Origin of the sequence: Marinobacter sp. ELB17 (genome assembly GCF_000169375.1) — a bacterium.
Taxonomy (GTDB): Bacteria; Pseudomonadota; Gammaproteobacteria; order Pseudomonadales; family Oleiphilaceae; genus Marinobacter.
The window spans coordinates 41,252-62,648 of record NZ_AAXY01000012.1 but is presented as its reverse complement, the minus strand read 5'-3'; the positions used below and the strand labels follow the sequence as shown (position 1 = coordinate 62,648).

Sequence of the window (21,397 nt, the reverse complement as noted above, 5' to 3'; positions counted from 1 at the left end):
ACAGGCTAGCCAGAGGCTCCGGTTTTCTTATTGAAGATTATCGGGGGTGTACTGAACGCCATTGGACGCCTGAATGGTGCGAATGACGCGCCAGTTGTCCTTGTAGGTGATCGGAATGAACGTTTCGACGCCTTCAAACTCGTCACCCAGCTCGGTGCCGGCGAATTTAAAGGTGTAGAAGGCCTCGCGAACTTTTTCAACCAGGTCAGGGTGCAGGTTGTGTGCATAGTTATAAGACGTTGTCGGGAAACGATCTGATTCCCACACTAAGCGCACATCGTCTACGTCATACAGCCCACGAGCGGCCATGCGTTCTACCACTTCTGAGGCAACTGGAGCGGCATCGTAGTCGCGAGCGACCACACCAAGCATGGATTGATCGTGGCTGCCCGAAAATGAAATCTCGTAGTCTTCGCCCGGTACTATCCCCATTTCCGGAAACAGCGCCCGGGGTGCCTGGTTGCCTGAGTTAGACGTTGGTGACGTGTGTGCAACCCGCTTGCCCTTCAGGTCTTTCATTTCATAAATGTCAGAATCGCTGTGGGTGAAAACCTGCAAAGTATAGCCAAACTGGCCCGTGTCTGACCCCATCAGCGCAAAGGGAACCGCACCGGCAAGGTTAACGGCGAAAGGCGTTGGGCCAGTGGAAAAGCCGGCGATGTGCAAGCGTCCACTGCGCATGGCTTCTACCTGGGCAGAATTGGATTGCACGGCGAAGAAGCGAACATCTTTACCGGTAACTTTCGCCAGGTGATCAATGAACGGCTGCCAGATATCCGAATAAATGGCCGGATCTTCAACGGGCGTGTAGGCGAAAATCAAGGTATCGGGATTAACCCACTCTGACTCATCCGCTGGCAAGTCGGCTACCATGTCGCCGTTTGCATCGCAGTACATGGCGTCGAGTGCGCCTCGTTCACAGTCCGCCAGAACCGGGCTGCTGAAAGCAAACAGTAAAGCCGAGGCCGCCAGGGTGACGGAAGGCAAGGTGCCGGAAAACAACTTTTTCTGCATATTCATCGAGATGCTCCACTGGAAACGGTCCCTGCATGAGAGCCTCATGCCTTGAATTGAACATCCTGAAAGGACCCGTTTCGCTAAGTTGTTGTTATAAGATGTTCAATTGAACCTTCATAGTAGCAGCAAAGCACCATTAGGCAAGGCACGTATGTCCGCAATGAAAGTGTTTGGCGGAGAAGTCCCCCCGCGGAAGGTGTTCAATTGAATGTTGAGGTGCCTTTCTGGGCGCGTGAGCATTGGGCAATGTGGTCTGCCAGGCCTGTGAATTGCGTATTCTTTACCCTAAGCTTGCACTAATACATTGGCAGAATAAGGCGGTTTGCAAAAGCGTATGTCTGACAAAGAGCTCCGTAAAAAATCCGATAAACAATCGATTGACCAGTTTATCCACCAAGTCCGTAAGTTGCCTGAGCAAGGTGGAGGGCCGAGTGGTGAGCAGGGCCGGCTGATTTTTGCTCTGGATGCCACCGCCAGCAGAGAGGCTACCTGGGATCAGGCTTGCCACTTGCAGAGCGAGCTTTTTCTGGCGACCCGGGATTTGGGCGGCCTGGCCATCCAGCTTTGTTACTACCGCGGTTATGGGGAATTTAAGGCCACGGGGTTTGTTAACCAGACCAGTCAACTACTTAAGCTGATGAACGGCGTGTCCTGCTTGGGCGGCCGTACTCAGATTCACCGGGTTTTGGCGCACGCCAGGGAAGAAACCCGGGCAAAGGCCGTAAAAGCCGTGGTGTTTATCGGAGATTGTTGTGAGGAGCCGGTAGACGAGCTTTGCCACATCGCCGGGGAGCTGGGCATGCTGCGCACCCCGGTGTTCATGTTCCTTGAGGGTGCCGATGCACACGCCAAGGCGGTGTTTCAGCAGGTGGCCAAACTGTCGGGTGGCGCCTATGCTCCCTTTAACAGCAACAGCCCGCAAATGCTAAAGGATCTTATGGCCGCTGTGGCGGTCTATGCTTCCGGGGGAACCAAAGCGCTGCAAGACTATTCCAGCCGCAGTTCGCCAGAAGTTAAGCGCTTGACTCAACAAATCCGTTAGCGCCTATTTCAATTAACCGGTGGGTCAATCGGCCCGAGGTATCCGAGTGCTATTAGTGCTTTTGATTGCTGTGATGACCGTTGTTGCCTGGGTCTGGCTGCGTAACCAGCCGCCCGGCCAGCAGAAACCGGCTATTCTCAAGTTGGTAATAATTGCCGGTGTTGTGACGGTGGTCCTAATGGCCATTACCGGTCGCCTGCCCATTTTGTTTGCGATGCTGGCTTTCCTTTTCCCCCTGTTACGCCGGGTGTTACCTTCGCTATTGATGGGGCGTTTGTCGGGCTTGGGAAGTGGCCAGGCAAAGGCACAGCCGGGCAACCAATCCCATGTTTCCAGCGATATCCTCAAGATGACCCTGGACCACGACTCCGGAGATATGACCGGTGAAATATTGAAAGGCCCTATGGCCGGGCGGGCGCTGGCGGATTTGGCCGAGAGTGAATTCATCGGGTTGCTGCAGTATTGCCGGGGCCAGGATGAGGACTCTGCCCGGCTTTTAGAAACCTATTTAGACCGCCGCTTCGGAGACTCCTGGCGCATTGACGATCCGGCTAGCGATGACAGGGCCCAAAACGGTGCGCAAGACAGTGAACGCGAGAGGTCGAACAGCAGCGGCACTCTGACCGACAGCGAGGCTCTGGACATTCTGGGGTTGGAGGCCGGTGCCAACCGGGACGAGATCGTCCAGGCTCATCGTAGGATGATGCAGAAAATGCATCCGGACCGTGGCGGAAGTAACTACCTGGCTGCCCGTGTTAATGAAGCCAAAGAGCGTCTTTTGAGTTAAAGAGCCTTAAGGCAACTTCTGAATCGGCTCTTCCCTACGCCGACCAGAGCTCGTTCACATTGCGCATCAACCCTTTCACAGCGGCGGTGCCGGAACCCGGCACTCTTGCGCCGTTTGCAACGGGGCTAGGTGTAATGCTGGTCAGCCAAAGTAAGGGCATGACTGCCTGAGCAAACGGCATAAGCACGGTTTAACAGAAACCGCTAGCGACGTAGTTCGTTGCCAGCGGTTTTTTATTGAGCAGCGTCTTTACCACCAAACCTTCACCACCGCGCCTAGCTCCTTGGCTTCTCAGAAGCTCAGTAGGTCCACGAATTGGCCAGACGGGACAATACCCGGAACCCTCAGTGCCAAGCCGTAGAGTGACGAATTAGCCAGTTGGGACATCAGGCGTCAGGTATTGTCGTTAAAAGAATAAAATAACAGATAGGATATGCTAGCAATATGTATAACCTTGAAAAGAATGAATCTGACTTATCATCTCTGTTAAGGTTTTTAAAGAACACAATGGCAGGAAAATCCCAAATGGCAGTGCCAATAGAACCAGAATGTTCCAGCTTTGATGCCAGAATGACCAGAGGTTTCTGCTGCTATTGGATTGAGCAACAGACGATCCACCCTGTAAAAAAACATAACTAAAATAGATGAATGTATATAAAGGAAAGCTACTTGAAAACAAAGACATTTTCACCAGAGAGTTTCCTTGCCCCGGTGAATTCCGAAAATGTCTCTGAGCATAAAAATAATACAGTGCTAATAAAGCAAACAAAGTGAATACAATTGGATATAGCATAATGACGTCTAATCGTTGAAGTTTGCCACTTCGGCCAGAGGCCGGGAGTCATGATCAGTATCGAAGATCGCCAAAAAGCCGTGACACTGATCGCTGAAGCCTGCCAACACGGCGCCTCTTGTACCGCCGCGTGTGGAATCCTGGGTATCTCCATTCGCACGCACCAACGCTGGACCCGGGAGGGTGGCGTCAACGCAGACCAGCGCCCTGTTGTCGAGCGCCCCAGGCCTGCGAACGCGCTGACCGCCGAGGAAGAAGCGGACAGACTTGCACCGTGCCATCGGCCTGAGTTTGCGGACCTGCCCCCGGATCAAATCGTGGTGCGACTGATGGATGAAGAGCGGCTCTATCTCGCCTCGGTCTCCAGTTTTTATCGAGTGTTGAGAAAACATGGCGACCTGCAGATCGCCCCCTCATTTAGCCGGCCCCGCGTCAGCAATGACAATGCTTTTTCTGAGGTGTTGTTCAAAACCTGTAAATACGTGCCGGGTTATCTTGCCAGTGGGTTCACCGGCCTGACCGAAGCCAGACAATGGGTTCATAGCTTTGCCCAGTGGTATAACTATACGCACCGCCACAGCGCTCTGCGTTACGTCACACCGGCACAGCGCCACTCCGGTGAGGACACGGCGATTCTGGCACACCGGCACAATCTGAATCAGGCCGCACGAGCCGCAAAACCAGAGCGCTGGAGTGGCAACACACGCAACGGGACACCGGCAGCGGTGGTCACCTTAAACCCGGAGCGAAAAGAGGCGCTGGTTGCCATGGAGGTTGCAGCTTAAGAATTGAGCATAGGCGACAGATAGCTTGACAGTTACCGGCAGTGGTCAACTAATTCCGGACAGTATGTTAAGTTTTTCTTCAGCCATAACCGGCGATATCCCGCCATTGAACGTATGAGGCCGCTGTCGGTTGTAGTAGTCCATTAGATAAATCCCAACATCTTTTGTGGCATCCGGCAGACTGCGATAACCTAAATCCGGTACCCACTCGCTTTTGAGGCTTCGGAACACCCGTTCCATTGGCGAATTGACGCTCCTATGTCAAGGAACGCCTGCTAATGCCCCAAGATCTTCCGTAATTAACGGGAACAATTCTCTGACGATGTATCGTTTTAGGTACCTGTGAATCTCTTTCGTACTCAGACCTTCATGGGTTCTCCGCTCGACGTAGATCTTGGTGCGAGGATCGCTCCGCATTCGCACCATGGCGATGGTCCACAGAGCATTGTTAGCGGTCCTGCTGCCACCACGATTCAAGCGATGTCTTGTGGTTTTTCCGGATGATGCGGGTAAAGGATTTACGCCACACAATGACGCCAAGGCTGCTTCACTTTTCAGTCGGTTAGGGTTATCGCCGGCAACGGTTAAAAGGATTGCGGCTGTTTGAGGGCCCTGACTCGTGCATAACTTATGATCATAAAACGACGTAAAAACGGGATTTCTTAAGGGGTTAGGTTAGCCTCCAGAAAACGACCGATTGTTTTAGAGCTTTGAGAAAGCGAGGGTTTATGAACAGAGAGAAAGTTCTACGCGCTTAGGTCTGTGCGGGTATTTTTGAAGCAGATCTTCGTGCGTATTCTTGTAATTCTCGGTGGTCTACCGGCCTCGGGGGGGTGGCAGCGATTGACGATACTTATCAAAAAGCCTTCGCCAACTTTGCTCATATTATTGTCGCGTTAATTTGAGCGCCAGACTGGTAGCTTCAGTTTTGACCGGAAAGCAGGTGAAAATAGCCGCTGAGGGTGAGTTACCAACTTTATTATGATTTCACATTCGAACTATTTTTACACACGCAATTACACAGTATGTAAAAATAAAGAAACGCCGTGAACACAATGCCCACGGCGCTTTCAGTCAGTCACGCAACTACACAATTTTTACTATATTTTTCATCTGGCCCCTTGAAGGTATTACAGGGTCCTAATTTTCAGAACGCTTAGAACTTGACGCGTGCACCCAAGAGCGCAACTAGATTATCTTCATAATCAACGCCGGTGCGGTCCAGGGAAATGGAACGCACGCCACCGTAAACTTCGGTACCAATTGAGTTAATCTTTTGCAGAGCCTGAAAACCAACCACTTCGGCGGTATCATCTTTGAGTTGGAGATCATCCGTGTTGGAAAAATCAACTGAGAAGTGAGTGGTGCCTGCGTCGATCAACTTGGTCTGGTAACCCAACTTGGTATAATAGAAGGTGACGTCTTCCAATGAAGAGTCATTCTTGCTCGCCTGACCAAGAGCTACCGTAGCGCTGAACCCAGAGGTATCCAGCACAGAGATAGAACCTGACACCTGATCATCCAGCGCCGTTACGCCGTCGTTACCGGTGGCTTCGTTACTGTTTGCCCAGCCTATACCTGCAGCAATTTTCAAGCGGTCAACATTGCCTGAATAAAACAGGGCAACGTCAACGCCACCCTGATTTACAGCCGATGTACGAAGCTGAAAACCATTGAATTCCGGCGTGTCATAACGGATACGGCTGTTGCGTGACAGGCCATCAAGGTTGGTAGCCACATCCCGGAGGGCAATGCCGCCACCGCTTCGCGGAGACAATTCGCCATCAAAGCCTTTTTCCCGGAAAAGAATACCACCACTGGTGGTGTTAACTTCCGAGTAACCGGCGATAGCGGTGCCGGACAGGTCATTTTCAGACACGCCCTCACTGGCCGTCCAGCCTTGGCCGAGCCAAACCTTACCCAAATCTTTATTGGCAAAATAGACTTCAATCCGGCGATTACGGAACGCAGACGAATCGTCCTGGTTTTCTTCCAACTGACTGATGGTGTAACTGTTGTTCAGCCGAAATTCAGTTTCCAGAGCTGCGCCGGCTGACCACGGGCCGCTGGCAGTGGACTCAGCAATGAATCGAACTCGTGAAGAGCTGGCGTTGTTATCAACATTCAGCAGCGTGGTGTCTTCGCCGTCCTCGACCAGCAGAGCAGCACGGTTGATTTGTCCAGAGATAGAAAGCTTAACCGCATCTGAGCCAGACAGGATATTGCGGCTTGCTGATTCAGCCTGAGCGTATGAAAGGCTAGAGCACATACTCAAGGCAACCGCAGTAGCCAGTGCAGCCTTGTGAGTGGTTATTCTGAATCCAGAGGAGATTTTTGTATCGTTGCTATTTTTCATATTGTTCCCAGACGTTGCGTTGTTGTTATGATTGTTATGACACAGCCCCCGTGCGGGGGCTGTGTTGTTCATGCGGATTTATGAACTGGTGTTCAAGATGACAGCCGCGTCGATATTCTGTTCGCCAATATCGCCCATGAACTCAGAACGTGTCAACCTTATTTGAACCAACTCGTTAGTAATTAAATTGCTTTCAGTATGGCTCTCTGCAACATCGGGAAGTTTACTCCTTGTTCAGTAAAGGATGGCTCGGCATCGTCCGGTATTGGGTTGATAGCTACTTCTCGTGGCGGCAATTTAACGAGTGGGCGTCCTCGACTGAACCGTTCTGGATGCGCGGCAAAAGCTTCATTCAGAGCATTTTGGCGCACTCGGGCAATGTCTACGTACCGACCTGTGAACACCTGTGCGGGCGTAAACCCCTCAAGACTGCGGTGGTGGTGCACATGGTTGTACCACTCCACGTAATCGTTACACCAGCGCATGGCGTGATCATAATGATCAAAGCGTCGTGGGTAGTCTGGCTGATACTTGAGTGTTTGTAACTATTCAGCTCAAAAAACTTTTGAAAGTTCTTGACAGGGTTTTTGCTTGAATCTCTTCACCTTATCGGCATACGCACCGATGCAACCACGCAGGCCATAGACGACGACATAGATCTTCTGACGGGCTGTCATTACCGATGCCGATCATCGGACAGCATCGGTTTTTTAATCGCCGTATAAGAGCGCTCAGAGCCAAAAATGTCGCCCTGAAAACCCGTGCGATAATGATTGTCTTACAAAGCCATCCCGGTGTGGGCAGACATTGAAAATAGACAATATCGACGTTGATTCGGCAATCGCCTCCGTCAAGAACCTTCTTGAGAAAGAGCGTGACGCAGTGAAAGAGCTGAAAGTCGATCGACGCTCTCTGCCAAAAGGACGGTGGTATCAAGAGGACGGTTATGAAACACGGCAGGTCATCGATATTGATATCGCGCGATTCGTGACTGAATACCGAGCACAGGTTATTAAAGACGACCAGGGAAATCGATGTGTTGCTGCCTTTCCGGACAGGGTCAGTCGGCCTGTACAGTATGGCATCGGCATCAAGGCCAATGCGGTCTATATGTCGCAGTTTCAGCGGTTGCCCTATGACCGAATCCGTGACCACTTTCAGGAGCAGATGGGTATTCCGGTCAGTGCCGGCTCTGTCTTCAATTTCAACAAAAAGGCTTACGAGAAGCTGGATCATTTCGAGCAGTGGGCGAAAGCTCAGCTCGCCAAATCTGAGCTCATGCAACAGCGCATTGACGCTGCTCTATCCCCACACCAAGCGTGGCATTGAGGCCATGGGCGAGATGGGCGTCTTGCCCTTCTTCAGCGGAGTGCTATGTCACGATCATTGAAAGCCGTACTACCGTTACGCGTGCACCCATTCCCTGTGCAATGCGCACCCTCTTCGGGAGCTGGAGAGGGCATGGGAGCAGGACGATCAACACTGGGTCAAGGCGATGAAAGTACTGCTGACCGATATGAACACAACGGTAGCGGATGCCGGTGGCCGCTTGCCAGCCACTGACGCTGAACGGTGGCGACAGCGCTATCGACAACGTCTCGAAGAGGCAGATAGCGAATGTCCACCACCCGATGTAAGCCTGCGAGAGGCAGGGAAACGCGGCAGGTTAAAACGATCAAAAGCCCGAAACTTGCTGGAAAGGTTGCGCAACTTTGAGCACGACGTTCTGCGTTTTATGGATGTCGAGTACGTCCCCTTCACCAACAATCAGGGGGAGAACGACCTGCGCATGACGAAAGTGCAGCAGAAAATATCCGGTTGTTCTCGATCCACGACGGGGGCGAAGATCTTTTGTCGCGTTCGCAGTTACCTGTCAACATGCCGTAAGCAAGGGATGTCAGCCACAGAGGCGCTGGCTTTACTCTTTCAGGGGAAAAACCCTGCGTTTATGGATACCGATGAGACTCAATTTTAATGATCGTTGCAGATGTGAGCTGAATAGTTACTATAAGGGAAGGATTTCTATGCGGTGCTGGACATTCTGATGAGCCTGCAGCGGGGGATTTTTTATGCCTTCGCCGAGGCCAATGGGGTAACCAAAATTGCCCTTTGCCATCACCGTGACGACGGCCGAAATACGGTTATCCAACCGCTGGCCTATTGCCGTGAGAAGGGTCTTGGGGGCTTCGCCGAACTGCGAGGCTATCCGGTTATTCCCTGCAATTTGTGCGGTGTTCAGGAAAATCTGTAACGGTGCAGGTTCTGGCTAGTGTCCGCCACCGGTGCTCAGCAATGCCATCAGCGGCAGGGTCCAAAACCCGAACACAATCAGCATCACGCCGCTGAATTTACGGAACAATCGGTGGCTTTGCAGCCCGCGCACCCAGCGCGCGGCATAGCCGGTGGCTAACATTGAGGGCAAGGTGCCAAGGCCAAAGAAGAACATGGTCAGTGCCGCTGACGGCACGGTTGGCTGCAGTGCTGCCCAGCCAAGAGTGCTGTATACAAGACCGCAGGGCAGCCAGCCCCAAAGAGCGCCCAACGCCAGAGCCTGCAAGGGGTTGTGCACCGGCAGCAGTTTACGGGTTAGCGGCGACAGTTTTTTCCACACCGGCGCCCCCAGCTTTTCCACGTAGCGGATGCCCTGCCACCACTGTCCCATGGACAGCCCCATAAAAATCAGCAGCAGCCCTGCCAGAGTTCGCAATGCAAGCCCCATGGACGCCCATTGGCTTGCTGCCGAGGTGCTCAGTAATGCCACCAAGGTGGCAATTAGCGTATAGCTGCCAATGCGCCCCCCGTTGAACGCCAGCAGCGTTAGTGTCTGGCGCCGGCGAAAACCCTGGCCCACTGGCATTGCCATGGATAGCGACGCACTTATTCCACCACACATGGCCAAGCAATGGGTGCTGCCGAGGATGCCGATCAGAAACGCGCTGGAATAGCTAAGGTACAGTTCGCCCGCCATCAGGTGCTGCTATTGCCACGATTGCTGGCCGCTTCATCGGCTTTCGATGTACCTGCGTCAGTGTCGGTGTCGGTGTCGGTTTCCGGCTCATCTTGCGCATCACTGGCGCTGCGCCGTGTTTTTTCCAGCCCGGTGATGGCGTCTGCCGGAATCCGGTCTTTGTCGTCGTCATATAGAATGCGGTGGGCGGGTCCTTCGAGGTCGTCATACTGTCCGTTTTTGACCGCCCAGTTGAACAGAACAATGCCACCAGTGACCAGCATCAACATCAATGGCACAAGCACCACAACAATTTCCACAATGCACTCCCGGGGTTTGGGGTTAAAAATCAGGCTATCAGCGTAACACCATGCTACCAACTAACGGCCGTGACACGCGGGCTGGCGTTGGCATTTTGCCCAGGCGCAGCGCGTTTAATACCACCACCAGAGAACTGGCGGACATACCGATGGCCGCCAACCAGGGTGGCACCAGGCCTGCCGCCGCCAAAGGCAGCGCGGCCAGATTGTAAATCAGTGCCCACCACAAATTCTGGCGAATAACCTTGCGGGTCTGGCGACTTGTGGCCAGCCCTTCTACCAGTTGCATGAGCTGGCCATTGAGCAGTACGGCGTCGGCTTTAAGCTGGGTCAGATCTGCGGCCGAGCCCATGGCCACAGACACGCTGGCACCGGCCATAGACGGCAAATCGTTCAGGCCGTCGCCCACCATCATGATCTTGCAGCCCTCGGCATTGAGTTTTTGTAACATCGCCAGTTTGTCTTCCGGCGAGGCCTGGCCAATGGCTTCATCAATACCCAGCTGCCGGGCAATCTGCTGCACGTGTCCGGAGCGGTCACCGCTGAGCAATAGAGTGCGAATGCCGAGCTCGTGCAGGGCCGCAATGGCGCTGGCTGCATCGGCACGGGGTTGGTCGTCAAGCTGGAACCGGGCCAGCCATTGCTGGCCTGATGCCAGCCAAATGGCGATACCTGTGCATTCAGGTGCCTCTGGCAAGGCCAGACCGCTGTGCTCGGCGACAAATTGCGGATGGCCGATGTATAAAGTTTGTTCGCCCCAGTGGCCAGACAAACCGCCGCCCAAGTAATTTTTGACGTTGCTGATTTGAGCTTTTGGCAAATCGTGAAACACCCTGGCAATGGGGTGTTCAGAAAACGCTTCCAGGCCGGCGGCCAAGCGAAGGCACTGGTCAGCATCGAGAGTGCCAGCGCTGTGTTGGCTCACCAGACTGAGCTCACCACGGGTCAAGGTGCCTGTTTTATCAAACACCACGGTGTCGACATCGTTCATGGACTCAAGGGTATGGCCGCGGGTGGGCAGCAGACCCAGTTTGCGCAGCTTTACCGTGGCCGCTGTAATGGCAGTGGGAGTCGCCAACGACAGCGCGCAGGGGCAGGTAACCACCAGCACTGACAGAGTAATATCAAACGCGTTATCGGCGCCGTACCACCACCAACCCAGCCACACTAAAGGCGCCAGAATCAGCACTCGGCCGACAAATTTGCCAGCCATCCGGTCGGCCATGCGGGCTACTTTTGGCTTTTCCGACTGCACCCGGTCGAGCACCCGCAGAATACTCGACAGGCGGGTTTGCGCGCCTGCACTCACCACTTTGATGTCCAACGGGTTTTCGCCATTAACGCTGCCGGCGTGCACGGTATCCCCGGGTATTCGGGTTTCTGGAAGATACTCACCGGTTAACGCGGCTTCGTTGAGGGTAGACTGGCCGCGGAGTATTTCGCCGTCGACGGGTAGCGTTTCGCCCGGGCGAATGCGCACCACGTCGCCGGCTTTCAGGCTGTGGGCGGCAACAATGCTGGGTTCACTGTCTTTACTGCTAATAATCGTGGCCACCCTGGGCTGAAAGCCCACCAGAGCGTTACCGGACAGGCCGGCACGATAACGCGCCTGTACTTCAATATAACGGCCCAGCAACAGGAAAAAGGTGAACATGCACACCGATTCAAAATAGACTTCGTCGCCGCCCATTACCGTTACCCAGGCACTGGCGCCGTAGGCCAGGCCGATGGCAATAGCGACCGGCACGTCCATGGTCAGGTGGCGGCTACGAAGGTCGCGGCTGGCGTTCTGGAAAAACGGTTTGGCACTGTAAAACACCACCGGGGTGGCCACCAGCAGGCTGAACCAGCGGAAGAAGCTGACAAAATCCGACGATAGGTCGCTGACCATCTCAAAATACATGGGAAACGCCAGCATCATGCTCTGGAAAGAGCCAATGCCTGCCACGGCCAGGCGGATCAGCATAGAGCGATGTTCTACTTTCAGTGCACTTTCTACTTCATCTGCGTGATAGGGCCGGGCGGTATAGCCTAACTGGTGCACCGCTACCAAAAGGTCGCTGAGCTGAACCTGGTCTGAGGCCCACACCAGTCGCGCGCGCTGGGTGGTGTGGTTGACGGTAAACGACAACACTCCGGCCTGCCTCTGCAGGTGGTTTTCAAGCAGCCAGATGCAGGCCGCGCAGGTAATGCCGCCAATCAGGATCTGGGCTTCCTGGCCGGCTTTTACCGGGCTGACAAACGATTGTTGTACTAAAGGATGGTCAAGTTCGCGCAGGCGCCCAAGTTCGGCGTTGGTAAGTTGTCGCGGAGTAATAGCAGGTGCTGTACGGAAATCGTAGAACCCGGTCAGACCTTCCCTATGGATGGTTTCACAAACGGCCTTGCAGCCCTGGCAGCAAAAGCGCCTTTGTTCGCCATCCAAAAGTAGGGTGATAAGCGGTTCACCGTTTGCCGGCTCGCCGCAGTGGAAGCAATTCAAGGGGGTCACCCTTTGGCCAGGCCCGCTTTCAGCTTGAGTCCCTTCTCTGCTGGCAGCCAGGCTTCGCCTTTCAGCCGCCATTCGTTGGTAGGGCCGCGCAAATCGTAGTACCAGCGCCCTTCGATGTTTTCATTCATCTGCGCTGTATAGTGGCCCAAGCTCTCGCGGCGGAACTGTAGCACCCGATCGTACTTGTCCAGGGTAGGGTGGAACAAGTTCAAAACTAAATACGGAAAATCCTCGGTGGAGGTCAGGTCCAGAGACAGTTGGCGGCCATTAAACTGGATGTCGGCTGCCAGTTTCAGTTCGGTGGCCTTGTCGTCACGGGCTAATTCAAGGTTGATACCCCGACCTTCCTTCGAATAGTCGTCTGATACCATGCTGTCTTCCATGTTAACGGCAACGACCAGCATGGTCATACTCCACGTAATGGCTGCCAGTGGAGCGATGGTCAAAAACCAGAACCAGGGCTGGCGGTACCAGGGTGCAACGGGTGTTTCAGCAGTCATATAGTTACGTCTCGGTTTTAAATTCAAACGCGGTGCGTTGTGGCTCAACCGCCGTTAGCGCGTTGGACCGACAAATCGGCTTTCAGTTTCAAGCGTCAGAACAATTTCGTCATCAGAAACGGCCGTGAAGACAATATCGTTGTTGCTCTGGCTAATGGATTCCGGCGGAACGTCCACCACGGTCGGCAGCGAGTATTTTTCGCCGCTTGTAACGGTGATCTGGATCGGCGTCAGAATCTGGATGTCGTCCATGCCACTTACGCTCAGGGTGTAGGTTTGCGTTGCTTCAGACATATTGGCCAGCTTCAGGGTGTAGGAATTTTCGATACGGCCCTGGCCGTTAAAACTGAACAGTGCGCCACGATCGCGCAGCACATCTAATTGCGCTGGAACCCGGGTGGCTACCGTGTATCCCATAGCGCAAATCATTAGTGCTAGCATAAAACCGTAACCGAAGGTGCGCGGGCGAAGTAGCTTGGAGGTTTTTCCTTCCAACTCGTTTTCGGTGGTGTAGCGAATCAAACCGCGCGGATAATTCATCTTGTCCATGATGTCGTCGCAGGCATCGATGCATAAGGCGCAGCCGATACACTCGTACTGCAGGCCGTCACGAATGTCGATACCGGTCGGGCACACCTGAACGCACTGGCCGCAGTCGATGCAGTCACCCAGGCCGACTTCATCGGGTTTAGCTTCTTTCTTGCGGCCGCCACGAGGTTCGCCACGATTAGGGTCGTAGGACACAATACGGGTGTTGGGGTCAAACATAACCGATTGGAAGCGGGCGTACGGGCACATATACAGGCATACCTGCTCGCGCATCCAGCCGGCATTCAAGTAAGTGGCGACAGTGAAAAACGCCACCCAGAAGTAGGCCCAGCCATTGGCCTGCAGGGTAAAAAGATCGACAACCAGTTCACGAATTGGATAAAAATAGCCAACGAAGGTCAAACCCGTTGCCAGCGCAATTAGCAGCCAAATGACATGTTTGGCGGTTTTCTTGGCGACTTTTGAGGGGGAATTGGGCGCTTTGTCGAGCTTCATACGCTTGTTGCGGCCACCCTCGATGCGTTCTTCCACCCACATGAAGATGAAGGTCCATACCGTTTGCGGGCAGGTGTAACCGCACCATACGCGACCTAAAAGGGTAGTGATAAAAAACAGACCGAAAGCACTGATAATCAACATGCCTGACAGTAGAAAGAAGTCTTTCGGGAAGAAGGTAGCACCGTACATGTGGAATTCGCGGGCTGGCAGATCAAAGTGAATCAACGGCTCGCCGTTCAGCGTCAGCCAGGCGAACAAAAAATACATACCCATCAACGCCAGCAGGCTGAATGTGCGGATACGCTGGAAAAAGCCCTTTATTTCTTTGACATAAATCTTGTTGCGACTTGCGTAAAGGTCAACAGATTTAGACCCTTTCTTGTCGGAAGGCTCGTTGGTCGGGTCAATTTGTTGTACCGGAATCTTGATGCTCATCGATTTCTCCGATGAAGGTAAACGGGGGGCAGGGCGCGAGGAGTCCTGGAAGTGAATGTTTGATTTGTCTCAGGTGGATCACCTGTTTGATCATTTTAAGTCTGTGCCCACCAGCGGCAGACACAGAGTTGAAAGGACCGGCCGGAGCGAACTCCGGCCGGTTTGTTCAGTTGGACATGCTGTAAACGTAGGCGGCGAGTATCTGAATCTGATCTTGAGATAAACGACCACTCTGCGAGGGCATTTGGTTCTGCCGACCGTGGATGACCGTTTGACGGATCCAGTCGAAGGTAGAGCCGTACAGCCACACGTTGTCAGTCAGGTTGGGCGCGCCCAGGGCTTGCATACCCTTACCGTCGACACCGTGACACGCCGTGCAGGCCTGCATGAACACCGCCTTGCCAGCTTCAACAGATGCTGGATCTTTGGCACGGTCACTGAAGCTCAACACGTAGTTGACCACCTGATCGACCTGGGTGTCGGTCATGTTGGGCATCACGCCTTTGGCCGGCATAGCGCCCATGCGGCCGTTGTTCAGGGTATACAGAATGGCTTCCGGTGAACCACCGTACAGCCAGTCAGTGTCGGTCAGGTTAGGGAAACCCACTTGGCCGCGCGCCGCAGAACCGTGGCACACTGCGCAATTGTTGGCGAACAGACGTTGGCCAAGCTTCATGGCATCGCCTACCTTGGCCAGCTCGGGTACCGCTGTTTTGCCATACTGTGCGTAGATCGGGCCGTAAAGTGCATCGGCTTCGGCAACTTCTGCTTCCCACTGGTTGACAGACGTCCAGCCCAGCAGGCCCTTGTAGTTACCGAGGCCGGGATAGAGCGCCAGATAGCCCAGCGCGAACACAATGGTGGACATGAACAGATAGAACCACCACTTCGGCAGCGGATTGTCATATTCTTCGATGCCATCGAAGGAATGACCCATAGTACGGTCGGTTTCCACATCGGAGGTCTGGCTTTTGCGAGTCGAAAGCAGCAACCAGGTACAACCGAAAATAGTACCGAGCACAATCACAGTGACCCAAATGCTCCAAAAGGTACTCATTGTTTTTTCTCCGTTTTTTCCCGTTCAAGAGTACGCTGTTCGATCTCGTCGTCATCAAACGGAAGGTGCGATGCTTCTTCGTTCGCCTTCTTGCGGTGGGCGCTGTACGCCCACCAGATAATGCCGATAAACATCGCCATTATGATAAGGGTATGAATGCCGCGTAACTCGTTAATGTCCATTAGATCACCGTTTGTTTGGAAGAACGGTGCCAAGCTGCTGAAGGTATGCAAGCAAAGCTTCGATTTCAAACTTGCCCTCTACTGAGGCGGCAGCGTATGCGATTTGCTCGTCAGTGTAGGGAACACCCAAGGTTTGCAGCCCCGTCAGCTTGGCTGCGGTACCGTTGTGATTGACAAGATCTTCGAACAGCCAAGGGAATGCTGGCATGTTAGATTCAGGAACCACACTGCGCGGGTTATACAGGTGCTGGCGCTGCCAGGCATCGGAATAACGACCGCCAACGCGGGCCAGGTCAGGACCGGTACGTTTGGAACCCCACAGGAACGGACGGTCGTAAACGAACTCGCCCGCAACGGAGTAGTGGCCATAGCGCTCTGTTTCCGCACGGAACGGGCGGATCTGTTGGGTGTGGCATACATGACAACCTTCGCGAATGTAGATGTCACGACCTTCCAGTTCCAGCGCTGACAGAGGTTCAAGGCCATCGATGGGTTCGTTAACGCTCTTCAGGAAAAACAACGGAACCACTTCGGCCAGAAAGCCACCACTGATGGTCAGCATGATCAAGACAATCATCAGGCCAAGGTTTTTTTCAACTATTTCATGTTTCATCTAATATCTCTCCGTTACGCTGCCTGGGTTGCGGCGTTATTCTCGGCAACGGCGTCTTTCTGACGGACAGTCATGTAGACGTTGTAGGCCATAAACAGCATGCCGCTCAGGAAGATTACACCGCCCAGGAAACGGACGAAGTAACCCGGGTAAGAGGCTTCCAGAGCTTCTACAAAGCTGTAGGTCAGGCTGCCGTCTTCGTTAACCGCGCGCCACATCAGGCCCTGCATAATGCCGTTGACCCACATAGACACGATGTACAGAACGGTGCCTACCGTGGCCAGCCAGAAGTGCACGTTGATCAGGTTGGTGCTGTGCATCTCTTTCATGCCCCAGAGTTTTGGAACCAGGTGATAAATAGCACCAATACTGATCATGGCAACCCAGCCCAGAGCACCGGAGTGCACGTGACCGATGGTCCAGTCTGTGTTGTGCGACAAGGCGTTAACCGTCTTGATCGACATCATCGGGCCTTCGAAGGTGGACATGCCGTAGAACGACAGGGATACCACCAGGAAGCGGAGGATAGGATCGGTACGCAGTTTGTGCCATGCGCCGGACAGCGTCATCATGCCGTTGATCATGCCGCCCCAGGACGGCGCAAGCAGAATCAGAGACATAACCATACTGGCGGTCTGGGCCCAGTCTGGCAGGGCAGAGTAGTGCAGGTGATGACCGCCGGCCCATACGTAAGTCGCAATCAGCGCCCAGAAGTGAACGATGGACAAGCGATAGGAGTAAACCGGACGACCAGCCTGTTTGGGGACGAAGTAGTACATCATGCCCAGGAAGCCTGCGGTCAGGAAGAAACCTACGGCGTTGTGACCATACCACCATTGCATCATGGCATCGGTAACACCGGCATAGGCCGAGTAAGACTTGAACGCGCTGACCGGCATAGCCAGGTTGTTACCAATGTGCAGAACAGCGATGGTCAGTATGAAGGCACCGTAAAACCAGTTAGCCACATAGATATGCGGTGTGCTGCGTTTGGTAATGGTGCCAAAAAATACCAGAGCATAGACCACCCAAACTATGGTGATGGCGATGTCGATCGGCCATTCCAGTTCGGCGTACTCTTTAGAGGACGTAAAGCCCATTGGCAGAGTGATAGCCGCTGAGACGATAATCGCAGTCCAGCCCCAAAAGGTGAAGGCCGCAAGCTTGTCAGAAATCAAGCGTGCCTGGCAGGTGCGCTGAACGACATAGTACGACGTTGCAAACAACGCACTTCCACCGAAGCCGAAAATAACGGCGTTGGTGTGCAGCGGCCGCAGACGGCCGAAGTGGGTAAACGGTAGGTCGAAATTGAGGGCCGGCCAAACCAGCTGTGCTGCAATCAGCACACCCAGAGCCATGCCAACAATTCCCCATACGACCGTCATGATGGCGAACTGCCTTACCACCTTGTAGTTGTATGTCAGGTTCGGATTCAATGTGCTCATAGCCTTACCATTGGGTTGAAAAGGGGTTTATGCGGACGTAATTATGAGGAAAGCATTAGGCCTTTGCAATGATTCAGGTCAACTCCTGGCATGCACTAAAAGTAGCGGAAATGGATACGCGGCAAGGAGTTAAGTAATTACGTGGTAATCAGGATTGACTAATTCCGCATTGTGTTTGTGCCCCCTTAAAGCGTTTCTTCGGAGAGAAACATGAACAAAACTACATGGTTGCCCAGCGCTGATTTCTACGATGCTCCCAAGATCGCTATGGTGATTGCTCACGGTGCCGGAGCACCGGCGGATTCTCACTATATGGAGCAACTGGTTATGGCGTTGGATGGCGTAGGTATATCTAGCGTTAGATTCGAATTTCCCTACATGCAACAGCGCCGCTTTGACGGACGTAAACGCCCGCCCGGTCGGCAACCGGGCTTGCTGGACAGCTTCGCTCAGGCGCTTAAGCGTGCAAAAGACGAGCTGCCGCCTGATTGCTTTGTGATGGCGGGTGGGAAATCCATGGGCGGGCGTATGGCCAGCTTACTGGCTCAACCTGCCAATATACGGGAAAGTTCTGACCCGAGTTTTAATAGCAACCTTTTAACGAGCAACTTGATGGATGCGGTGGTCTGTTACGGCTATCCATTTCATCCGCCGGGCAAGCTCGACCGCTGGCGCACTGAGCACTTGGCGCACATTACCTGCCCGCTGCTGATTGTTCAGGGTACTCGCGACCCGTTTGGCAAACCGGCAGAGCTTGTAACTCAAAGCGCCGCTCTGGCCAACTGCGAGTTGCGTTGGCTGGAGGGTGGCAATCATGACTTCCAGCCCTTCGCGCGCCAGCCAGAAACCCAAAACGATTTAATTCGCCAGGCGGCGCAATTGACTCGGCAATTCGCAAACAGAATCATCGCTGAACGCTGACTCTTACTGGGTAATTAGGATCCGCCCTGCTCGAGTATGGTTATTATTTCCTCGCGATCCATCATCGGTATCAGTTCTGCCATCAGCTCTTTGCGCTCTTTAGATCGGTACCATCGGTCCCAGTGACTGACCGAGCGCCAATTCGAAAGTATAAAGCGGTTGTTTGGATCGTTTCGATTGCTCAGGGCTTCACCGGATATAAAGCCTGGGGCAGCAACCGCGTTTTGCAAAACCTTGCGCGAGCGGGTTTCGTAAGCGACTTCCAGGGATTCGGCAATATGCCGTTCAATTAATACTCGGATCATGGCGTGCCTCGGTTGTTGTGGTTCGAATTCTGGTGTCCAATAAACAGTAAGTTAACAGATTTACAGGTAGAATCGACCCATTCTCAGGAGCTAAGCCGTGGAAAATCCAGAATTTGATGCAGAACTCGATGCCCGGGGCCTGTACTGCCCAGAACCGGTAATGATGCTGCACAGTCGTATTTTGGACGTGCCGGCGGGCGGCATTCTTCGGGTAACGGCAACCGACCCTTCCACTGTGCGGGACATTCCCCGATTTTGTCAGTTTCTCGGCCACGAACTTCTGGCTCAGGACCAACCCAATGGCGAGTTCCATTTTATGATTCGCCGCGGCGGCTAATGTTTGAGACTGTTAGCCGCGAGTATCAACGCCGTTTAGGTGCTGCAGAAACTCGCCACGGTTCATCTCCCCCAGAATACGTTGGTGGCCGATTTCCTGACCACTAACGTTGTAAAACAGGATGCCCGGCGGCCCGAAAAGACCTAGCTCGTCAAGTAGGGCCTGCTGCTGCAGTGTGTTAGCCGTCATATCAAGCTGTATCAGACTGTAAGGCGCCAGGGCTTGAACGACCTCGGCATCGCTGAACACATTGCGCTCCATAACCTTACAGGCAATGCACCAGTCGGCGTAGAAATCCAGCAGCGCGGGTTTGCCAGCGGCTTGTGCTTGTTGCAAAAGCTGGCGTATCTGCTGCGGTTCGTTGGTGCGCTGGAAGTTGGCGTGGCTGGCGGCACTGCCGGCGCCGCTGCCCGGGTTGCCAGCCGTGAACGGCGCCAGCGGCTGCAGCGGATCGTTGGCACCTGCCAGTGCACCTGCCAACAGAGCCATACCCCAAGCAAAGGCCACTAGTCCAAACCCTTTCCGGGTGCGCTGCCAGCCGGCTTTGGCGGCGTCGAAGGCGCCCAGTTGAACGCCCACCAAGGCAATCAGCAAGCCCCACAGAGTCAGAGTAAGCCCGGGCGCAAGCATCCGTTCCAGCAGCCAGATAGCAACGGCCAGCAGCATAATGCCGTAACCGTGCTTGACCGTTGTCATCCATGCACCCGATGTCGGCAGAATTTTGCGCCCACCCACCGCCACAGCAATCAGCGGCACGCCCATGCCCAGGCCCATGGCCAGCAGTGCCAGACCGCCGATGACCGCGTCCTGGGTTGCAGAAATGTACAGCAGGCTGCCTGCCAGCGGCGCCGACACGCAAGGCGATACCACCAGCGCCGACAGCGCGCCTATGCCAAACAGGCTGGCTATGCGCCCACCGGACAGGTTTTGGCTGGCATTGCTGAGTGGGTTGCGGATAAACGCCGGTAGTTGTAATTCAAAAACGTCAAACATGGCCAGCGCAAACACAGTGAACAGCGCGGCGAATACGCCCAGTACCACGGGCGACTGGAGTTGTGCTTGCAGGTTAAAGCTGGCCCCCAGCAAACCGGTTACCACGCCGGCTGCGGCGTAGGTCAGCGCCATGCCCAGCACGTAGCTAGAGGCAAGCGCCAGAGCATGGGCGCTGGAGCGGGTATTCTGGCCAGACACCAGTGAGGAAATAATGGGTATCATGGGCAGCACGCAGGGAGTAAAAGTCAGCCCCAGGCCCAGCAGGAAAAATACGCCAACGATCAACCAGGTTGGCTGTTGGCTCATAAAGCCGGCAAGCCCACTGGCGCTGCGAGTATCGGACACAGCGTCCGCCGGGTTGGGGCGGCTGTTGCTGGCGTCAGACGTGGCATTGGAATTGATCGCCTCGCCGGGCGCAGCACTGCTTAAGCCATTACTGTTGGCGTAAAACAGCAGGTCGCGGGTTTGCGGCGGGTAGCACAAACCGGCACTGGCGCAGCCTTGATAGCTGACTTGAAGCTCGGCTTCGGTGACCCCGGCGGGCAGCCGGATGGGTTGCCGAACCTGGATAGGGTCGTAAAACACTGCCATCTCACCAAAAAACTCGTCGTTGGTGATAACGCCAGAGCGTTCAAACTCAAGCTCTCCGAGGTTGATGCCCGCGCTGACCGGGGTTACGACAATTCGGCTTTTATAAAGATAGTGTTCCGGTGCAATGTCCCATTCTAGTATGAGCGCGTCACCGTCGGTGCGGTAACTAAAAGGCAACGCCTGATCGACAGGAAGAAATTCGCCTTGGCCAGCGGAATTGCCGCCAAACCAGCTTGAGAAGGTGGCATCCTGCTGCGCGAACGCGGTGTTGTGCGCCAGCAAAAAAACCATCGATGCGACAAGAGCGCTAAGCTGGCAAAAAGCCCGAGGGCGTTGCCGGGCTGTGGCAGTAACAGTCATGTTGAGCCTTAATTGCAAACGAATGAGTGGAAACCAACAGCGGTGTAGAGGGTAAATGTTGCGCCAAGTTCCC

At 54.1% G+C, this 21,397-nt stretch carries 19 protein-coding genes and 5 pseudogenes; 8 read left to right on the top strand and 16 right to left on the bottom strand.

Annotation, left to right across the window (positions count from 1 at the left end):
* Nucleotides 1-27 precede the first annotated feature (27 nt).
* Entirely contained in the window at nucleotides 28-1,020 is a 993-nt protein-coding gene (gene phnD, locus MELB17_RS14275) for a phosphate/phosphite/phosphonate ABC transporter substrate-binding protein (protein WP_007350987.1), read from the bottom strand.
* 331 nt (nucleotides 1,021-1,351) lie between these two features.
* On the opposite strand from phnD, the gene MELB17_RS14270 reads away from it, so the two are divergent.
* From MELB17_RS14270 to MELB17_RS14260, 4 genes are all read left to right on the top strand, one after another.
* Nucleotides 1,352-2,059 carry a hypothetical protein gene (locus MELB17_RS14270; protein ID WP_007350986.1) on the top strand — a complete coding sequence of 236 codons (708 nt, stop codon included), beginning with the start codon at nucleotides 1,352-1,354 and terminating at the stop codon, nucleotides 2,057-2,059.
* Between the two features lie 46 nt (nucleotides 2,060-2,105).
* Nucleotides 2,106-2,846, top strand: a complete 741-nt coding sequence (locus MELB17_RS14265) for a hypothetical protein (RefSeq protein WP_007350985.1) — start codon at nucleotides 2,106-2,108, stop codon at nucleotides 2,844-2,846.
* 86 nt (nucleotides 2,847-2,932) lie between these two features.
* Nucleotides 2,933-3,016 carry a PEP-CTERM sorting domain-containing protein gene (locus tag MELB17_RS26510; protein ID WP_227498918.1) on the top strand — a complete coding sequence of 28 codons (84 nt, stop codon included), beginning with the start codon at nucleotides 2,933-2,935 and terminating at the stop codon, nucleotides 3,014-3,016.
* A gap of 673 nt (nucleotides 3,017-3,689) precedes the next feature.
* Nucleotides 3,690-4,424, top strand: a complete 735-nt coding sequence (locus tag MELB17_RS14260) for an integrase core domain-containing protein (RefSeq protein ID WP_007350984.1) — start codon at nucleotides 3,690-3,692, stop codon at nucleotides 4,422-4,424.
* 45 nt (nucleotides 4,425-4,469) lie between these two features.
* Here the strand turns inward: MELB17_RS14260 and MELB17_RS14255 are convergent.
* The 4 genes and pseudogenes from MELB17_RS14255 to MELB17_RS26505 form a co-directional block, all read right to left on the bottom strand.
* Nucleotides 4,470-4,673 (bottom strand): annotated as a pseudogene (locus MELB17_RS14255) (IS3 family transposase); the annotation flags it as partial.
* Between the two features lie 12 nt (nucleotides 4,674-4,685).
* Nucleotides 4,686-5,042, bottom strand: a pseudogene (locus tag MELB17_RS23895) (transposase); the annotation flags it as partial.
* A 538-nt stretch (nucleotides 5,043-5,580) separates the two neighbouring features.
* A complete protein-coding gene (locus tag MELB17_RS14250) occupies nucleotides 5,581-6,780 on the bottom strand; it encodes a hypothetical protein (RefSeq protein ID WP_007350982.1) in 1,200 nt (399 codons plus the stop codon).
* 182 nt (nucleotides 6,781-6,962) lie between these two features.
* A pseudogene (locus MELB17_RS26505) lies at nucleotides 6,963-7,310 on the bottom strand (hypothetical protein); the annotation flags it as partial.
* A 277-nt stretch (nucleotides 7,311-7,587) separates the two neighbouring features.
* Here MELB17_RS26505 and MELB17_RS23890 point away from each other — a divergent pair.
* Nucleotides 7,588-8,755, top strand: a pseudogene (locus tag MELB17_RS23890) (IS66 family transposase).
* 75 nt (nucleotides 8,756-8,830) lie between these two features.
* Nucleotides 8,831-9,028 (top strand): annotated as a pseudogene (locus tag MELB17_RS14230) (tRNA 2-thiocytidine(32) synthetase TtcA); the annotation flags it as partial.
* Between the two features lie 18 nt (nucleotides 9,029-9,046).
* On the opposite strand, the gene MELB17_RS14225 reads toward MELB17_RS14230, so the two are convergent.
* The 9 genes from MELB17_RS14225 to ccoN all read right to left on the bottom strand — a co-directional run bounded on the left by MELB17_RS14225 (nucleotide 9,047) and on the right by ccoN (nucleotide 17,817).
* Nucleotides 9,047-9,748: a sulfite exporter TauE/SafE family protein gene (locus tag MELB17_RS14225; RefSeq protein WP_007350977.1), complete on the bottom strand. Its 702-nt coding sequence runs from the start codon at nucleotides 9,746-9,748 to the stop codon at nucleotides 9,047-9,049.
* A complete protein-coding gene (ccoS, locus tag MELB17_RS14220; protein WP_007350976.1) occupies nucleotides 9,748-10,047 on the bottom strand; it encodes a cbb3-type cytochrome oxidase assembly protein CcoS in 300 nt (99 codons plus the stop codon). The genes MELB17_RS14225 and ccoS overlap by 1 nt, the downstream gene beginning before the upstream one ends.
* A gap of 37 nt (nucleotides 10,048-10,084) precedes the next feature.
* Complete coding sequence (locus MELB17_RS14215) at nucleotides 10,085-12,538, bottom strand: heavy metal translocating P-type ATPase (RefSeq protein WP_007350975.1); 2,454 nt, start codon at nucleotides 12,536-12,538, stop codon at nucleotides 10,085-10,087.
* Complete coding sequence (locus tag MELB17_RS14210) at nucleotides 12,535-13,038, bottom strand: FixH family protein (RefSeq protein WP_007350974.1); 504 nt, start codon at nucleotides 13,036-13,038, stop codon at nucleotides 12,535-12,537. The genes MELB17_RS14215 and MELB17_RS14210 overlap by 4 nt, the downstream gene beginning before the upstream one ends.
* Before the next feature lie 54 nt (nucleotides 13,039-13,092).
* The gene (ccoG, locus tag MELB17_RS14205; RefSeq protein WP_007350973.1) at nucleotides 13,093-14,520 is read right to left on the bottom strand and encodes a cytochrome c oxidase accessory protein CcoG; all 1,428 of its coding nucleotides are present in this window, start codon (nucleotides 14,518-14,520) and stop codon (nucleotides 13,093-13,095) included.
* Nucleotides 14,521-14,686: 166 nt separating this feature from the next.
* Nucleotides 14,687-15,577, bottom strand: a complete 891-nt coding sequence (gene ccoP, locus MELB17_RS14200) for a cytochrome-c oxidase, cbb3-type subunit III (RefSeq protein WP_007350972.1) — start codon at nucleotides 15,575-15,577, stop codon at nucleotides 14,687-14,689.
* A complete protein-coding gene (locus MELB17_RS14195) occupies nucleotides 15,574-15,759 on the bottom strand; it encodes a CcoQ/FixQ family Cbb3-type cytochrome c oxidase assembly chaperone (protein ID WP_007350971.1) in 186 nt (61 codons plus the stop codon). Before MELB17_RS14195 ends, ccoP begins: the two co-directional genes overlap by 4 nt.
* 4 nt (nucleotides 15,760-15,763) lie before the next feature.
* Complete coding sequence (ccoO, locus tag MELB17_RS14190; protein WP_007350970.1) at nucleotides 15,764-16,372, bottom strand: cytochrome-c oxidase, cbb3-type subunit II; 609 nt, start codon at nucleotides 16,370-16,372, stop codon at nucleotides 15,764-15,766.
* A gap of 14 nt (nucleotides 16,373-16,386) precedes the next feature.
* Complete coding sequence (gene ccoN / locus MELB17_RS14185; RefSeq protein ID WP_036184863.1) at nucleotides 16,387-17,817, bottom strand: cytochrome-c oxidase, cbb3-type subunit I; 1,431 nt, start codon at nucleotides 17,815-17,817, stop codon at nucleotides 16,387-16,389.
* A gap of 210 nt (nucleotides 17,818-18,027) precedes the next feature.
* Here ccoN and MELB17_RS14180 point away from each other — a divergent pair, with 210 nt between their 5' ends.
* Entirely contained in the window at nucleotides 18,028-18,738 is a 711-nt protein-coding gene (locus MELB17_RS14180) for an alpha/beta family hydrolase (RefSeq protein ID WP_007350968.1), read from the top strand.
* A gap of 14 nt (nucleotides 18,739-18,752) precedes the next feature.
* Here the strand turns inward: MELB17_RS14180 and MELB17_RS14175 are convergent, their stop codons facing one another.
* A complete protein-coding gene (locus MELB17_RS14175; RefSeq protein ID WP_007350967.1) occupies nucleotides 18,753-19,043 on the bottom strand; it encodes an antibiotic biosynthesis monooxygenase family protein in 291 nt (96 codons plus the stop codon).
* Nucleotides 19,044-19,140: 97 nt separating this feature from the next.
* Here MELB17_RS14175 and tusA point away from each other — a divergent pair, with 97 nt between their 5' ends.
* On the top strand, nucleotides 19,141-19,380 hold the full coding sequence (tusA, locus tag MELB17_RS14170; protein ID WP_007350966.1) for a sulfurtransferase TusA: 240 nt from the start codon (nucleotides 19,141-19,143) through the stop codon (nucleotides 19,378-19,380).
* A 12-nt stretch (nucleotides 19,381-19,392) separates the two neighbouring features.
* Here tusA and dsbD read toward each other — a convergent pair whose 3' ends face one another.
* The gene (gene dsbD, locus MELB17_RS14165; protein WP_036184860.1) at nucleotides 19,393-21,324 is read right to left on the bottom strand and encodes a protein-disulfide reductase DsbD; all 1,932 of its coding nucleotides are present in this window, start codon (nucleotides 21,322-21,324) and stop codon (nucleotides 19,393-19,395) included.
* Between the last annotated feature and the right edge of the window lie 73 nt (nucleotides 21,325-21,397).

Excerpts from the sequence above, each read along its gene's own strand:
- phnD (WP_007350987.1), bottom strand. The coding sequence starts at position 1,020 with ATGAATATGCAGAAAAAGTTGTTTTCCGGCACCTTGCCTTCCGTCACC.
- MELB17_RS14270 (WP_007350986.1), top strand. The coding sequence starts at position 1,352 with ATGTCTGACAAAGAGCTCCGTAAAAAATCCGATAAACAATCGATTGAC.
- MELB17_RS14260 (WP_007350984.1), top strand. The coding sequence starts at position 3,690 with ATGATCAGTATCGAAGATCGCCAAAAAGCCGTGACACTGATCGCTGAA.
- MELB17_RS14250 (WP_007350982.1), bottom strand. The coding sequence starts at position 6,780 with ATGAAAAATAGCAACGATACAAAAATCTCCTCTGGATTCAGAATAACC.
- MELB17_RS14225 (WP_007350977.1), bottom strand. The coding sequence starts at position 9,748 with ATGGCGGGCGAACTGTACCTTAGCTATTCCAGCGCGTTTCTGATCGGC.
- MELB17_RS14210 (WP_007350974.1), bottom strand. The coding sequence starts at position 13,038 with ATGACTGCTGAAACACCCGTTGCACCCTGGTACCGCCAGCCCTGGTTC.
- ccoG (WP_007350973.1), bottom strand. The coding sequence starts at position 14,520 with ATGAGCATCAAGATTCCGGTACAACAAATTGACCCGACCAACGAGCCT.
- ccoP (WP_007350972.1), bottom strand. The coding sequence starts at position 15,577 with ATGAGTACCTTTTGGAGCATTTGGGTCACTGTGATTGTGCTCGGTACT.
- MELB17_RS14195 (WP_007350971.1), bottom strand. The coding sequence starts at position 15,759 with ATGGACATTAACGAGTTACGCGGCATTCATACCCTTATCATAATGGCG.
- ccoO (WP_007350970.1), bottom strand. The coding sequence starts at position 16,372 with ATGAAACATGAAATAGTTGAAAAAAACCTTGGCCTGATGATTGTCTTG.
- ccoN (WP_036184863.1), bottom strand. The coding sequence starts at position 17,817 with ATGAGCACATTGAATCCGAACCTGACATACAACTACAAGGTGGTAAGG.
- MELB17_RS14180 (WP_007350968.1), top strand. The coding sequence starts at position 18,028 with ATGAACAAAACTACATGGTTGCCCAGCGCTGATTTCTACGATGCTCCC.
- MELB17_RS14175 (WP_007350967.1), bottom strand. The coding sequence starts at position 19,043 with ATGATCCGAGTATTAATTGAACGGCATATTGCCGAATCCCTGGAAGTC.
- dsbD (WP_036184860.1), bottom strand. The coding sequence starts at position 21,324 with ATGACTGTTACTGCCACAGCCCGGCAACGCCCTCGGGCTTTTTGCCAG.